At 57.0% G+C, this 13,424-nt stretch carries 14 protein-coding genes; 8 read left to right on the forward strand and 6 right to left on the reverse strand.

The genetic code is table 11. The annotated features are described in order from the left end of the window. Positions 1–152: 152 nt before the first annotated feature. On the reverse strand, positions 153–1,739 hold the full coding sequence (locus ASQ50_RS05670) for an ABC-F family ATPase (protein WP_058092173.1): 1,587 nt from the start codon (positions 1,737–1,739) through the stop codon (positions 153–155). Between the two features lie 190 nt (positions 1,740–1,929). On the opposite strand from ASQ50_RS05670, the gene ASQ50_RS05675 reads away from it, so the two are divergent. Continuing rightward, a complete protein-coding gene (locus ASQ50_RS05675; RefSeq protein WP_022987955.1) occupies positions 1,930–2,208 on the forward strand; it encodes a peptidylprolyl isomerase in 279 nt (92 codons plus the stop codon). 49 nt (positions 2,209–2,257) lie between these two features. On the opposite strand, the gene ASQ50_RS05680 is transcribed toward ASQ50_RS05675, so the two are convergent. After that, a complete protein-coding gene (locus ASQ50_RS05680) occupies positions 2,258–3,088 on the reverse strand; it encodes a DUF2059 domain-containing protein (protein WP_058092174.1) in 831 nt (276 codons plus the stop codon). 99 nt (positions 3,089–3,187) lie between these two features. On the opposite strand from ASQ50_RS05680, the gene ASQ50_RS05685 reads away from it, so the two are divergent. After that, entirely contained in the window at positions 3,188–3,907 is a 720-nt protein-coding gene (locus ASQ50_RS05685; protein ID WP_058092175.1) for a hypothetical protein, read from the forward strand. Between the two features lie 2 nt (positions 3,908–3,909). On the opposite strand, the gene ASQ50_RS05690 is transcribed toward ASQ50_RS05685, so the two are convergent. After that, on the reverse strand, positions 3,910–4,809 hold the full coding sequence (locus ASQ50_RS05690; RefSeq protein WP_058092176.1) for a LysR family transcriptional regulator: 900 nt from the start codon (positions 4,807–4,809) through the stop codon (positions 3,910–3,912). A gap of 128 nt (positions 4,810–4,937) precedes the next feature. Here ASQ50_RS05690 and ASQ50_RS05695 point away from each other — a divergent pair, with 128 nt between their 5' ends. Beyond that, the gene (locus ASQ50_RS05695) at positions 4,938–5,132 is read left to right on the forward strand and encodes a hypothetical protein (protein ID WP_058092177.1); all 195 of its coding nucleotides are present in this window, start codon (positions 4,938–4,940) and stop codon (positions 5,130–5,132) included. 91 nt (positions 5,133–5,223) lie between these two features. Here the strand turns inward: ASQ50_RS05695 and ASQ50_RS05700 are convergent, their stop codons facing one another. Both ASQ50_RS05700 and ASQ50_RS05705 read right to left on the reverse strand, forming a co-directional pair. Beyond that, positions 5,224–6,906, reverse strand: coding sequence for an AMP-binding protein (locus ASQ50_RS05700; protein WP_058092178.1), 1,683 nt, complete (start codon positions 6,904–6,906; stop codon positions 5,224–5,226). A gap of 344 nt (positions 6,907–7,250) precedes the next feature. Beyond that, complete coding sequence (locus ASQ50_RS05705) at positions 7,251–7,679, reverse strand: Lrp/AsnC family transcriptional regulator (RefSeq protein WP_058092179.1); 429 nt, start codon at positions 7,677–7,679, stop codon at positions 7,251–7,253. 117 nt (positions 7,680–7,796) lie between these two features. On the opposite strand from ASQ50_RS05705, the gene ASQ50_RS05710 reads away from it, so the two are divergent. Next, positions 7,797–8,876 carry an arginine N-succinyltransferase gene (locus tag ASQ50_RS05710; RefSeq protein ID WP_058092180.1) on the forward strand — a complete coding sequence of 360 codons (1,080 nt, stop codon included), beginning with the start codon at positions 7,797–7,799 and terminating at the stop codon, positions 8,874–8,876. After that, the gene (locus ASQ50_RS05715; RefSeq protein ID WP_058092181.1) at positions 8,866–9,672 is read left to right on the forward strand and encodes a DUF1338 domain-containing protein; all 807 of its coding nucleotides are present in this window, start codon (positions 8,866–8,868) and stop codon (positions 9,670–9,672) included. The genes ASQ50_RS05710 and ASQ50_RS05715 overlap by 11 nt, the downstream gene beginning before the upstream one ends. A 24-nt stretch (positions 9,673–9,696) precedes the next feature. Here the strand turns inward: ASQ50_RS05715 and ASQ50_RS05720 are convergent, their stop codons facing one another. Continuing rightward, on the reverse strand, positions 9,697–10,356 hold the full coding sequence (locus ASQ50_RS05720) for a protein-L-isoaspartate(D-aspartate) O-methyltransferase (RefSeq protein ID WP_058092182.1): 660 nt from the start codon (positions 10,354–10,356) through the stop codon (positions 9,697–9,699). A gap of 171 nt (positions 10,357–10,527) precedes the next feature. Here ASQ50_RS05720 and ASQ50_RS05725 point away from each other — a divergent pair, with 171 nt between their 5' ends. The 3 genes from ASQ50_RS05725 (at position 10,528) to ASQ50_RS05735 (ending at position 13,414) form a co-directional block, all read left to right on the forward strand. Further along, positions 10,528–11,193 (forward strand): hypothetical protein, encoded by a 666-nt coding sequence (locus ASQ50_RS05725; RefSeq protein ID WP_058092183.1) that lies wholly within the window; start codon positions 10,528–10,530, stop codon positions 11,191–11,193. Positions 11,194–11,282: 89 nt separating this feature from the next. Continuing rightward, a complete protein-coding gene (locus tag ASQ50_RS05730; protein ID WP_058092184.1) occupies positions 11,283–12,962 on the forward strand; it encodes a L,D-transpeptidase family protein in 1,680 nt (559 codons plus the stop codon). Further along, entirely contained in the window at positions 12,962–13,414 is a 453-nt protein-coding gene (locus ASQ50_RS05735) for a hypothetical protein (RefSeq protein ID WP_058092185.1), read from the forward strand. The genes ASQ50_RS05730 and ASQ50_RS05735 overlap by 1 nt, the downstream gene beginning before the upstream one ends. Positions 13,415–13,424 lie beyond the last annotated feature (10 nt).

The raw sequence follows: 13,424 nt of genomic DNA on the forward strand, positions 1-13,424 counted from the left end.
GGGTGGGTAGAGCCTTCCAAAACTGTGCGGAGCCATGGATGGCGGAGCCCAAGCGTCACAAGGACGTGCCGAAGGAGCGTGTTTTGGAAGGCTCTACCCACACGTCCACCGGCACCGATGTTAGCCAGGAACAACTAGCTCCATAGTCAACTTTAGACGTAGCCTTGGCTCCGGAGATAGTCATCATAAGTACCGCTGAAATCGGTAATGCCATCCGCCTTCAACTCAATAATCCGAGTCGCCAGCGACGAAACAAACTCCCGATCATGGCTCACGAAAATCAGCGTGCCCGGATAGTTCTCCAGCGCCAGGTTCAGCGCCTCGATGGACTCCATATCCAGGTGGTTGGTCGGCTCATCCATCAGCATCACGTTCGGCTTCTGCAGAATCAGCTTACCAAACAGCATCCGCCCCTGTTCACCACCGGAAATCACCTTCACCGACTTACCGATGTCATCCCCTGAGAACAACATCCGTCCCAACGTACCGCGCACTAATTGCTCACCACCGGTAGTCCACTGGGCCATCCAATCGGTCAGGGTGTCATCCCGGGCAAAGTCGGCGGTGTGGTCCTGGGCGAAGTAACCTACCTCGGCACTGTCGGTCCATTTCACCTCGCCGGCATCCGGCTCGCAGGCACCTGCCAGACACTGCAGCAGCGTGGTTTTACCGATACCGTTTGGGCCGATGATAGCCACCCGCTCTCCCGCCTCAATCTGCAAATCCAGGTTCTTGAACAGCGGACCGTCTTCAAACCCCTTGGTCAAACCAAGCAGAGTCACCGCCTGGCGGTGCAGCTTCTTGCCCTGCTCGAAGCGGATGAACGGACTCACCCGGCTGGACGGCTTCACTTCCTCCAACTGGATCTTATCGATCTGCCTGGCGCGGGACGTGGCCTGCTTGGCCTTGGAAGCGTTGGCGGAGAAGCGGCTGACGAACTGCTGCAGTTCCGCAATCTGGGCCTTTTTCTTGGCGTTGTCTGACAACATGCGCTCGCGGGCCTGGGTGGCGGCGGTCATGTATTCGTCATAGTTGCCCGGGAACAGGCGCAGCTCACCGTAATCCAGGTCCGCCATGTGGGTGCACACGCTGTTCAGGAAATGGCGGTCGTGGGAAATGATGATCATGGTGCTGTTGCGGGCCACCAGGATGTTTTCCAGCCAGCGGATGGTGTTGATGTCCAGGTGGTTGGTGGGCTCGTCCAGCAGCAGTACGTCCGGGTCAGAGAACAGGGCCTGGGCCAGCAGCACGCGCAGTTTCCAGCCTGGGGCCAGGGCGCTCATGGGGCCGTTGTGCTGTTCCAGGGGAATATCCAGGCCCAGCAGGAGTTCGCCGGCGCGGGATTCGGCGGTGTAGCCGTCCATTTCGGCGAATTCCACTTCCAGGTCCGCCACCGCCATGCCGTCTTCTTCGCTCATTTCCGGCAGGGAGTAGATACGGTCCCGCTCTTTCTTCACCCGCCACAGTTCCCCATGGCCCATGATCACGGTGTCCATCACCGTGCAGTCCTCGTAGGCGAACTGATCCTGGCGGAGTTTACCGAGGCGGATGTTGGGCTCCAGCATCACCTGGCCGGCGGACGGCTCCAGGTCGCCACCGAGGATTTTCATCAGGGTGGACTTACCGCAGCCGTTGGCACCGATCAAACCGTAACGGTTGCCATTGCCGAACTTGGCGGAAACATTTTCAAACAGGGGCTTGGCCCCGAATTGCATGGTGAGATTGGCGGTGGAGATCAAGAAAAGAACCTGTCAGCGTAGGGGCCGGCAGCACGCCGGCAAATGAAAGCCGGCATTGTACAGGTTTGGGCGCAAGACTGTGAGGCCGCAGAAACACGGATAAAAAGGGCTTGCCAGCAGCAGGCTGTGAGGGCAGCATTCACGTCAGACGTTTCCGTCCATTTCTCCATCCGACAACAGGAACTTGATCATGGCACAAGCAACTGCACGCCACATTCTGGTAGACAGCGAAGCAAAATGTGAAGAACTGAAGAAGGCTATTGAAGGTGGCCAGGATTTCGCCGAAGTGGCAAAACAGCATTCCTCCTGCCCGTCAGGCCGTAACGGTGGCGACCTGGGTTCATTCGGCCCTGGCCAGATGGTTCCCGAGTTTGACAAGGCCGTGTTCAGCAGCGACCTGAACACCGTGATTGGGCCGATCAAGACCCAGTTTGGCTATCACCTGCTGGAAGTGACTTCCCGCAGCTAAGCCAGTGCAACTGCTGTCTGCGCTTGTCTGCGCAGACAGCAGTCGTTTGCTATCGAGATTCGCCTGTCCCGAAGTTCCTGAACCGCGCCAACTGGCTACCAATGGTTTCGATAGGATCTGTAATTGACGCCTGAATGCTCTCTGTCACCACCTCGGTGAAGCGTTTACCCGACTCACTCTCCAGAAAATCCAGATACAGGCCCAGTTCCTGAACACTGATATTCCGGTAGGTGTACAAATAGCTGTCGTAAACCTGTTGCCCAACCATGCCCTGCAACATCCCACGCTGGCTCTCCAGGCGCTGCCGTAACCGTTCGTAATGCACCGAGTCACTGCTCAGGGCTGCCATGGCGGTTGCCAAACCCAACTGCACAGCAATGGTGGTATCCACTGTGGTTTCCGTTGCGCGGGAAGCCCGGTCAAAGCGTTCAAACAGCTTTTCCCGGGTAGTGCCCTTGTAAGCTTCGTTGAGCTCTCCGGCACGGCTTCGTACCTCTGACCAGGCGGCAGGTGCAGACGCAGCTATCTCCGCACGGGATATCTTCTGCGCAACCGGCGTCTGGTACCAGGCATGAACCTCCTCAAGCTGTTTGTTCGTTAACGACTCATCCAGGCTGTCCACCAGCTTACGCTCGATGTCCTCTGCCCTGTAGCTGCTGCTGACCACATAACCGATAGTATCCGCCACCATCGGCGGCACCTGGCCGCTCTGTTTGAGACCGTCCCGTATACCCTGACTCATCATGGCCGGGTACTGGCCCACGATGTCATCAATGGGCGATGCCGCCAGAACGTCACGGGCATCCGTTGATGCATGGGCCGTTCCCGACAACACAAGCCCGGCAACTAAAAGAGGTTTAACTAGGGTGATCAGTCTCATTTCTCTATTATCCTGTTACTGCGATGGCCCTGTTTATGACACGCCTGAAGCCATTACGGCAAGTGCCCCAAGGCCTTTGGAGATGACAGTTTGGTAGGGATGTGGCGCAGACGAACCCGAAAGTCCCGGAATATCCGCAACAAGCGATTTAATGTGTGGCGCTCCCGCATCCGCTGGTACGGTCTGTCCTTGCTGGGGCTGGTGATCGGCACCTGGGCCACCCTGCGTTTCAGCCTGCTGGCCCCGGAACCTCCGGCCAACCCGGAAAACATCTGTGAGATCTTCCGGGAGCATACGGTGTGGTACGACTATGCCCGGGCCTCCGAGGATAAATGGGGCACCCCCATCGCCACACAACTGGCTTTCGTCTATTACGAATCATCTTTCCGGAGCCATGCCCGGCCGCCCCGCACCCGGCTTTGGGGACTGATTCCCTGGAAGCGTCCCACCACTGCCTACGGCTATGCCCAGGCACTTGACCCCGCCTGGGGCGAGTATCTGGCCGCCAGTAATGCCACCTGGCGAACCGTGCGCACCGACATGCAATACGCACTGGATTTTGTCGGCTGGTACAACCACCTCAGCAACCGCGAGCTCGGCATTCCATTCAGCGCACCCAGGCAGCTTTACCTGGCCTATCATGAAGGCCGTGGCGGCTACGCTCGCCGAACGTTCGAACAGAAACCGGCTATACAATCCCTTGCCCAAAGGGTTCAGAACCGCGCCTTTCGCTACGACAATCAGTTAAAGCAGTGCGAAGCGGAGTTCCAATGTTGGCGCTGGTACCAGTTCTGGCCGTTCTGCAAGGCCGACGCTTAGGTTCAGAGCGACGCGCTTATCTCAATGGCAGATTCCAGCGCTTTCAGGCGATCAACCAGAAACTCCATGACGATGCGCACACGAGCCATCTGCTGGGTGTCCTGGTTTACGTGCAGCCACAAGTCCACGCTCTCGCCCTCCAGTGGGTCTGATAGCCTGCGCAGCTCTCTCGCGGCTTCGCCCAGATAGCAGGGCAACACGGCCAACCCCGCGCCAGACCTGGCCAGGGTTGCCATGGATTGCAGGCTGTTGCAGCGAATCACCGAGGAGACGTTCTTCAAGTGCTTGCGATACCAACGCCCGGTCGCCAGATGGCTGAAACTCTCATCCGGCAGTATCCAGGTGCAGTCCTCCGGGTGGTTCTCGATATCCATATTGCGGTGTCGGCGGCAGTATCGGGCGGCCCCGTAGACAGCGGAATCCGCCGCGGCAATGCGCTCGCCTTCCAGGGTCGCCTGGGGTTTATTCTCCGGCCGTAAGGTCAGGTCGGCTTCCCGGTGGCTGAGGTTCGCCACATCGTTATCGGTCAGCACCTCCAGTTCGATATCCGGATAGGCGTGGACCAGTTCCGCCAGGATCGGCCCGAGCAGCTCATTCAGCATGGCATCTTCGGCCGCCACCCGGACCTTGCCCACCGGCGCGGCATCGTCACCGACCAGTTTGCGTTCCAGGTTTTCCACATCGGTCGCCAACCGTTGGGCCTCCCGAAACGCCATTTCGCCAACCGGGGTGAGCTGCAATCCATCGCGGTTGCGTTCGAAGAACTGCACCCCCAACGACTCTTCCATCTGATCAAGTCGTCGTAAAACAGTGGTTTGGTGTACACCCAGCAATTCACCGGCTTTCGCCAGCGTTCCACCTATTGCCAGAGCCCGTATGTATCGAAGATAATCCCAGTCCATAGTTACTGCATATTCGCAACGTGAGTACGGATTTTAACGTATTCAAACTGCAAATAAGAACTCCTAGAATAGTCGTTAAATTAAAGATAGATCGCTAATTAATCCACCAGACAAAGGAGGAAGGCGCTATGACCGAGAGCCATATCGCAACCGTAAACCCGCTGCCGTCAAGTATCCTCCACAACAGTACCGAGGTCAGGCGCCAGTATACCCGTGCTGCTGCACAGCAGGCGATGCAGTTTTTCAGCCGTAAGGTGCGGATTTTCAACCGCAAAGCGGCTGCAGTTGCGCCAGACATGCCTCAGGTACAGGGCGGTCACTGAGGTTACCGGAACCCGGTAGCCTACGCACAAATAAAAACGCCGGCATGGACACATGCCGGCGTTTTTTATCGCGTATATAGGCAGGTTCTGATCAGAATTCCCAGATTACCTTCCGCTTCTGGCCGAACCATTCGTCCATTTTCTGGTTATAGAAGTCCTCGATCACGTTCCGCTTGATCTTCATGGTCGGCGTCAACATGCCGTTTTCCATAGTCCAGGGCTCCTTGACCACCACCACAAAGGCCACTTTCTCATGGGCCTCGCTCTGGGCGTTGACGGCATCCAGCTCCTGGGCGAGCTCCTGTTCCAGTTCTCCCCGGTCGCCACCGCGTTCCAGCTCGTCCCGGGCCTCTTCTGACAACAACACCATCAGGCAAGGTTGAGGCTGGTTGGCACCGGCTACACACACCACCTCGGCTTTCGGATGATTGAACCGGTTCTCGATGGGCACCGGCACTACATATTTGCCCTTGGAGGTTTTGAACAGATCCTTCACCCGGCCAGTGATACGCAGGCAGCCATCCTGGTCGATTTCACCCATATCGCCAGTTTTGAGGAAGCCGTCATCGGTCAGGTCCTCTTTGGTCTTTTCTTCATTTTTATAGTAGCCCAGCATCTGGCCGGGGCTCTTGACCTGAACCTCACCACCTTCGCCAATGCGGTGTGTAACACCAGGGTTCGCCATGCCGACCGTACCCACCTTGGCCTGGCCGGGGCGGTTGGCGTGGGAGTAACCGAAGTTCTCCGACATGCCATACACTTCCAGCAGCTCCAGACCAAGGCCCCGATACCAACCGATAATCTCTCCAGACAACGGTGCCGCGCCGGTCAGGGCAGCACGGCAATGGTCCAGGCCCAGCTGTTTGAGCACCTTCTTTTTAACCAGAGAGTTCAGGATCGGAATATTGAACAGGATTTTCTGTTTCTTGGGCGGCAGCTTGGCATTCACACCCAGGTAGAACTTCATCCACAGGCGCGGTACCGAGAAGAACAACGTGGGCCTGGCCCGCTGCAAGTCCTCCTGGAAGGTATCCAGGGAGTTGGCAAAGTACAGGTGGAAACCGTAGTAAAGAGACTGGGTTTCAACCGCTGCCCGCTCCGCCACGTGGGCCAGCGGCAGGTAAGACAGCATGCGTTCGTTGGAGGATACCGGGAACAGTTGCTGCAGACCATCCGCCACCGAAATCATGGTGCGGAAGCTGTGCATCACGCCCTTGGGCCGGCCGGTACTGCCAGAGGTGTACACGATGGTGGCCAGCGCATCCGGGTCAGGCAGTTTTGGCTCAGCGGGCGACTGCTCTTTGATGATTTCCTGCCACTTCGGAGTGTCATCGCGCGGCGACAAAGGCAGAGACACAATGGGCAGGTCAGTAGGAATATGATGCTTGATGTCGTTCCAGCCGTCCGCCGTACCGTCCAGCTTACCCAGGAACAACAGTTTAGCCTCACTGTGTTCAAGGATATAAGCAGCCGTTTCACCATTCAGGGTCGGGTAAAGTGGCACGCTGACATGGCCGGCTGCCCAAATGGCCAGATCCGACAGTATCCAATGCGCGCTATTCTTGCCCAGAATGCCGATGTTGCTGTGCTCTGGCAGACCAAGGCTGTTCAGGTAGGCGGCCATCCGTGACACCTGATCGGCAGCCTGCGCCCAGGTGATGTCTTCCACCCGGCCATCGGGGAACGGCTGGGTCAGGTAAACGTTATCGGGAGTATGTTGGGCCCAGTAGTACAGGCAGTGCAAAGACGTCTGCTTTTGTGGGTCTATAGCCATGGTGGCTCCTTGTTGTTGTTATCTTCGGTTGTCTGGAATCGCTTTTTATTGTTGCATTCATACTAGCCAACTTTTCCGCGCGCTCAATAGCAATAAACATCCCGGAAGTTGACCAATTAGCTCGAAGCTGCGACGCACCTCCCAAAATATTTCGTGACATCCATCAAGCCTGGTCTAGATTAAGACGTATCGCGTATTGCTGACCAATACCACAGGAGAACGTCGCCCAATGAGAACCTCGACTCGCTCTGCTTTGATCTTCCCCGCCTGGGCCGTAATACTCATCGGTTCTGGCGCCTTTCTCTATACCGCCTATGCGGGCTTTCTCGGATCCTGAGCGCCAGCTAACGCCTGAAACGGGTCTCAAGCACGACCGCCGAGTTAGTCCGCTCAACCCCTTCAAGGTTCCCGATGTCGTCTAATACACGGCTCAATTCCTCCAGTGATTGAGCCTGGACGATGGCAATCAGGTCGTACTCCCCACTGACCGAAAATAACTGACAGACCTGAGTAATCTGCTCCAGTTCGGCGTTGGTGCGGGCGGTGAGTTTCTGGTGCACTTTAACCGACACATGGGCCTCCACCTGATTGGCAGCGTATTCGCCGCCCAGCAGCAAGGTATAGCCACGAATGATTCCCTGCGCCTCCAGTTTCGCCAGTCTGTTTTGTACGGTAGAACGGGAAACATGCAGTCCCTTAGCCAGGTCTGTCACACTGGCCCGAGCATTCTGCCGGAGCAGTCCCAACAGTTTCTGATCTTGCGTACTAATCATTTTGATTACCTGATTCGTCGATATGTATAAATTATAGACCATTTCGACCAATTTGAATCTACAGATCGGCATAGACAGCCGCCATACTGAACCCAAACAACATTCAGGATGTCGGCTATGTTGATCCGCCCTATCACACTCCGGGACCTTAATCCCCTTTATCAGATTGCCGTTGAGTCCGGACCGGGATTCACATCCCTGATGCCAGACCGGGACGCGCTGGCACAGAAGATCGAGCATTCCATTAAGAGCTTTGAGCGGTGCGCAGCCAATCCCACTTACGAGCAATATCTGTTTGTTCTTGAGGATGAAGACAGCGAAGTGATCATGGGCACGACTGGCATCCAGGCCAGCGTCGGGCTCGACCGCCCGTTGCACCACTTCAAACGCGACAGAACGATCGGGCCAGCAGGCCTCGCCAGAGAAACCCTGACCCGTTGCGAGCACTACGCGGGCTGCACCGAGATCTGTTCACTGTATCTTCGCCCGGAATACCGCCAGGCCAATGCCGGTAAACTCCTCTCGAAAGTCCGGTTTCTATTTATGGCGCTGCACCCAGAGCGTTTCGCAAACACGGTAATAGCAGAGATGCGGGGTGTGTCTGACACTCATGGCCACTCGCCTTTCTGGAACTGGCTGAGACATCAGGTGGTCGATCTGGATTTTTCCACGGTAACGCAACTCTCCGCCCAGAGTGATGCGCGCTTTCTGGAACAACTTGTTCCCCCTGGCCCGTTCGACATTGCAGACATGGCCATTGAAGCTCAGGCAGTCATCGGCCAGGTTCACCAGGACACCCGCCCGGCGCTACACTTGCTGAAACAGGAAGGATTCCGCCATCGTGGACTGGTGGATCTTTTCGATGCCGGACCGACCATTGAATGCGCACGGGATGCCATCACCAGTGTTCGCAACAGCGGGCTATACCGGGGCTTATATGGCGGCCCCCGGATTGCCGGCCACAACGGGTCTCCGCTGATTGTGGCCAACGGCCAGTGTTCCGGATTCCGTGCAACGATCATCGATTCGTTGCCAGGGGTAGATGGATTGGATCAACTTCCGCTGCCGGCGGGCATTCAGCGAAAGCTGGGCTTGAATGGTGGAGACCCGATCTGGGCCCTACCCCTGGTCAAAAACCACCCCACACTGAACACAAGTGAGATGAGTGCTCACCAGGAGTTCCGCCATGCACAATGATCTGAACACGCTTTTTTCCCGGCTATGGCAATCCTATCGACGGGTGACGCCCTCCGCTGAGCGCATTCATCAGCTGCTGGGCGAACGCGAAAGCCACCCCATCGTCAACGACCACATTGCACTGCGCACCTTCAACCTGGAGCCGGTACGCCTGGACAGACTGGCCGACCACTTTCTCAACCTTGGCTATCAACCAGGCGGTGAATATCATTTTGAAGCCAAAAAACTCTACGCCCGGCATTACGAGCACCCTGACCCGGATGTTCCCAAGGTGTTCATCTCTGAGCTGTTGGTGGATCAATGTTCGGCGCAGCTGCAGGCCATCGTTTCTGACCTTGTGGCACAAACGAATCCGGATGCGGTAGATGAGGATGACTTTCTGACGTCCGGCCGCCACTGGAAACTGGATTACCGCACCTACCGGTCGCTTCTGGAGGAAAGCGAATACGCCGCATGGACCGCAGCCTGGGGTTATCGAGCCAACCATTTTACGGTCAGCATCAATCATCTCGAGAGCATCAAAACCGTTGCACAGATCAACCAACTGCTCAAAGACCACGGCTTCGCGATTAACACCTCCGGGGGCGAGGTGAAAGGGTCACCGCAAGAACTGCTGGAACAGTCATCCACCCTGGCAGACCGGGTGGCCCTGGAGTTTACTGACCAGGTGGCCACAGTACCTAGCTGCTTCTATGAATTCGCCCTGCGCTATCCGAAGCCGGATGGCAGTCTGTACTCCGGTTTTGTGGCGGCGTCTGCTGACAAGATCTTCGAGAGTACCCATGCATCAAACTGACCTCGGCGCCTCCTGGCGCTGACGTCAGGACCATCCCTGCTCACCCAACAGGGGCACGAACCGGACATCACCGAAGTCTTCGCGCTCGAAGTCAGCATCCGCCCGGCGGGTAATACATACCAGCCGCTGCACGGAATGTTCCGACCCCACCGGAATAATCAACCGGCCACCAACGGCCAGCTGCTGTTTAAGGGTCTCAGGTACGGCGGGGGCGCCCGCAGCAACGCAGATGCCATCAAATGGCGCAGCCTCCGGCCAACCAAGGGTTCCATCGCCGCAGCGAACGCGCACCTGGCTGAACCCCGCCCGCTCCAGGTTTATCCTGGCCTGCTCTGCCAACTCGGGAATCCGCTCGATACTGAAGACCTCCAGAGCGAGACTGGCGAGAACGGCCGCGGCATAACCCGATCCAGTACCAATATCCAACACCCGTTCGCGCCCTTCCAGATGAAGCACCTGCGCCATCAGCGCCACGATATAGGGCTGGGAAATTGTCTGCCCCCAACCAATCGGCAAGGGGTAATCTTCGTAGGCTTCACCGGCCAAATGCTCGGGAATAAAGCGTTCTCTGGGCACCCTTTCCATGGCTTCCAGCACTCTTGAATCGACTATTCCCCTGGCGGCAAGCTGATACCGAACCATGTCAGCGCGCTGGCTACTGAAATCCGGAACCCGTTCACTCATCACCGGCCCCTCCCTGATTACCCGTCGTTACAAAGCCATAACGCTTTTACAACAGCGCAGACTTTCACCACTGTCTACTTTTTACCCACAGGTTACTCCTCTGCACGGATCAGGAGAACCAAAAACAAAAATAACGGCGAGGGTTTAACCCTCACGCTCAGGGAGATAATCATGTCTACATCTGTCGATCACCTGATGGACCGCACTCAGGACGCCAGCGATCTGCTCGCCGATATCATGCCATCAGCCATTACCCTGGCAACCATGCTCAGACATCGCCAGATGGCTGCCTGGCTAAGGGCTGAGTTTGACGGATACCCCGACACGGTCAAAACACCACCTTATCGGCTTGACCTGCCCGGACACATCGTTGCCAAATCTCCTCAGTATGGCTGGATTCCTGCACCGGTGAATGACACCCAAACCAAAGAGTTCGGACACCTGAACCTGATAGAAGGGGTAAAAGAGCTCGAACATACCTGTTTAAGCTGCAAGAAAGGCAATGGCATTCGGGTGTTGCTGGATAAAGAAACCATGTCAGACCTGCAAAAGCAGATCAATCTCAGTGCCGAACTGGCCATCAACCTTAGACGGGAGGTTTATTGCCGGCTACTCCGAACCCTTCGGGCAGCGCTCTATCTGTGGGCCGAGCAGCTGATGGACGCTGGTATCTCTGGCGATCACAACCACTATAGTCCGGAGGAACGACAGCTCGTCTCGCATCTTGATGACCCAGAGGCTTTCTGGCGCAGAGCCATGCAGGAACTGGACACAGTGCCCGTAGCGGACGTTCGGGAGCTTGGCTTTCTGGAACGCATGTTTGGCCGGGCAGGCTAATTAAAGAAAAGCCCCACAAAGATCAATAGGCTACACTGGGAGGACGCACGAACCGATCGAACATTCTGTGAGAAGCTGAGAGCGAATTTATGCGAGACGCACGATGGAACCGTATCAGATCACGCGGCCTGGCTCTGATTCTTATTCTGGCGTGCCAGCCCGTCTTCAGTGACGATAGCATCATCAATCGCATTGAAGCCCTGCAGGCCGGGCATCCTGTTACTGTCCTCAACGCACCAATACTCGCAAAGGAGGCACTGAGCCGCTTCTACGAGCTCCGAGGCTTTGACCTGGCCTGGAATTCCTACAGCGCCCGGCGTCAACTGGCCCAGGCCATCAGTGAGGTGGCTGATCAGGGACTGAACCCTCTGGATTATCACCACGAAACGATAGCTGCCCTGGCCCTGAAACCCGCAGACGAGGTTGATGAGGAGGTGCGGGCCGATCTGGACCTTGTGTTATCGGATGCGTTTCTGTTGCTGGCCTCTCACCTGCAAGCAGGAAAGGTTAACCCCCGAACCATTCACGCCGAATGGACAGCCAATCGCCAGAATCTCGAGACCCACACCCTGCTTACACAAGCGCTGGAGGCAGGTACGGTCTACCAGTCTCTGCAGCAGTTAAGGCCGACCTCGGCGGCCTATCAAAAACTGGTCACCGCCCGCCGCTCCCTGACCACCTTGATGGGACAGCCCTGGCACGAACTCGCTGCGGCCCCCACCCTCCGACCAGGAGACAAAGACCCGCGCATACCCGAGATACGTCGCCGCCTGGCTTTGCTTGGAGATATACAGACCGCCGAGCATGAGCGCCAGGACGCTTATGATGCCGCGTTCGATAGCGACGTTTACGGCGACCAATTAATGAGTGCCCTTCCCAGGTTCCAGGCCAGGCATGGCCTCGAGCCGGATGGAATCATCGGGCGCCAGACCTTTGCGGCCCTGAATAGACTACCTGTCGAGCGCGTCCGCCAACTGGATGCCAGTCTGGAGCGTTGGCGTTGGTTGCCGGACGATCTTGGTGATACCTACGTGCTGGTCAACATCGCCGGCTTCGAGATGACCATGGTTCGCGCTGGTGAAGAAATCCTCCGCCAGCGGGTGATTGTCGGGCGCCCGTACCGCCAAACCCCGGTATTCAGTGACCGCATTCGCTATCTGGTATTCAACCCCACCTGGACGGTCCCGCGGAAGCTCATGATCCAGGACCAGCTACCACTTATCCGCAGCGATCCCGGCTATCTTGAGCGCATGAATTTCAAGGTTTATCGGGGATGGGGCGCTGATCGCACAGAGGTGGACCCAGCCACCATCGACTGGTACTCGCTGTCTGCCAATAACTTCCCGTACCAACTGGTTCAGGAACCCGGGCCGATGAATGCACTGGGACAGATAAAGTTCATGTTCCCGAACCAGTACGACATCTATCTGCATGACACTCCGGGCCAGTCCCTGTTTGGGCGGGCTGAGCGTCCGTTTAGTTCCGGCTGCATCAGGGTTGAGCGGCCCTTTGAATTGGCGGAACGCCTGCTGGAGGGCAACAGCAACTGGTCCCGGGCCAATATAGATAGAGCCATTGAGCTCAGAGACCCAGTCAATGCGATGCTGAGAACGCCGGTGCCGGTGCATCTGCAATACTGGACAGTGTGGGTTGATCAATCAGGAGTGATACAGTTCAGGAACGACATCTATGGACGAGATCAGCGGCTGATCGACGCGCTCCGTTCGGACCCTCAGGGCGGGCTTATGCCAACGCCACGGAGGCCTTGATGACCCGAGTAGCCGCACTGACTGCACTTGCGCTGACCCTGACGGCCTGCCAGAACCTGCCGGATCGCCAGGAAGGCCTCGACAACGATGTCGTGTTTCTCAAGGCTCACCACTGCCTTGAGGAATCCGTGGACGCCGTCAACCGCATTCATTTTGGCCCCTGCCTGAAAGTTATCGAAATCAACGGTCAATCGCCGTTGATCAGGGACGACGACTTTATCGAGCTCCCGCTTCGACAGGCACTCACCATAGGCACCAGTTGCGTTTATCGGCACGCAGATGGCACACCGATACCTGCCACCGTTGAAACTGCCGATTTTCAGGTGCGTGCAGACACCTTCACCCGCGGCGGCCAGAGATGGTACCTGCACGCCCACAAGCAGGCCCGAAGAGTGATCGGCTGCGAGCCCACGCTGTCTCGCTCAGTTCACCCCACCCGGCGCACAGACTGATCTGCCTGTC

The organism is Marinobacter sp. LQ44 (assembly GCF_001447155.2).
In the GTDB taxonomy this organism is placed as follows: domain Bacteria; phylum Pseudomonadota; class Gammaproteobacteria; order Pseudomonadales; family Oleiphilaceae; genus Marinobacter.

What these genes read in the sequence shown, in the direction of transcription:
- ASQ50_RS05730 (WP_058092184.1), top strand. Translation starts at nt 11,283, where the DNA reads ATGCGAGACGCACGATGGAACCGTATCAGATCACGCGGCCTGGCTCTG.
- ASQ50_RS05690 (WP_058092176.1), bottom strand. Translation starts at nt 4,809, where the DNA reads ATGGACTGGGATTATCTTCGATACATACGGGCTCTGGCAATAGGTGGA.
- ASQ50_RS05685 (WP_058092175.1), top strand. Translation starts at nt 3,188, where the DNA reads ATGTGGCGCAGACGAACCCGAAAGTCCCGGAATATCCGCAACAAGCGA.
- ASQ50_RS05675 (WP_022987955.1), top strand. Translation starts at nt 1,930, where the DNA reads ATGGCACAAGCAACTGCACGCCACATTCTGGTAGACAGCGAAGCAAAA.
- ASQ50_RS05715 (WP_058092181.1), top strand. Translation starts at nt 8,866, where the DNA reads ATGCACAATGATCTGAACACGCTTTTTTCCCGGCTATGGCAATCCTAT.
- ASQ50_RS05695 (WP_058092177.1), top strand. Translation starts at nt 4,938, where the DNA reads ATGACCGAGAGCCATATCGCAACCGTAAACCCGCTGCCGTCAAGTATC.
- ASQ50_RS05735 (WP_058092185.1), top strand. Translation starts at nt 12,962, where the DNA reads ATGACCCGAGTAGCCGCACTGACTGCACTTGCGCTGACCCTGACGGCC.
- ASQ50_RS05680 (WP_058092174.1), bottom strand. Translation starts at nt 3,088, where the DNA reads ATGAGACTGATCACCCTAGTTAAACCTCTTTTAGTTGCCGGGCTTGTG.
- ASQ50_RS05710 (WP_058092180.1), top strand. Translation starts at nt 7,797, where the DNA reads ATGTTGATCCGCCCTATCACACTCCGGGACCTTAATCCCCTTTATCAG.
- ASQ50_RS05725 (WP_058092183.1), top strand. Translation starts at nt 10,528, where the DNA reads ATGTCTACATCTGTCGATCACCTGATGGACCGCACTCAGGACGCCAGC.
- ASQ50_RS05700 (WP_058092178.1), bottom strand. Translation starts at nt 6,906, where the DNA reads ATGGCTATAGACCCACAAAAGCAGACGTCTTTGCACTGCCTGTACTAC.
- ASQ50_RS05720 (WP_058092182.1), bottom strand. Translation starts at nt 10,356, where the DNA reads ATGAGTGAACGGGTTCCGGATTTCAGTAGCCAGCGCGCTGACATGGTT.
- ASQ50_RS05705 (WP_058092179.1), bottom strand. Translation starts at nt 7,679, where the DNA reads ATGATTAGTACGCAAGATCAGAAACTGTTGGGACTGCTCCGGCAGAAT.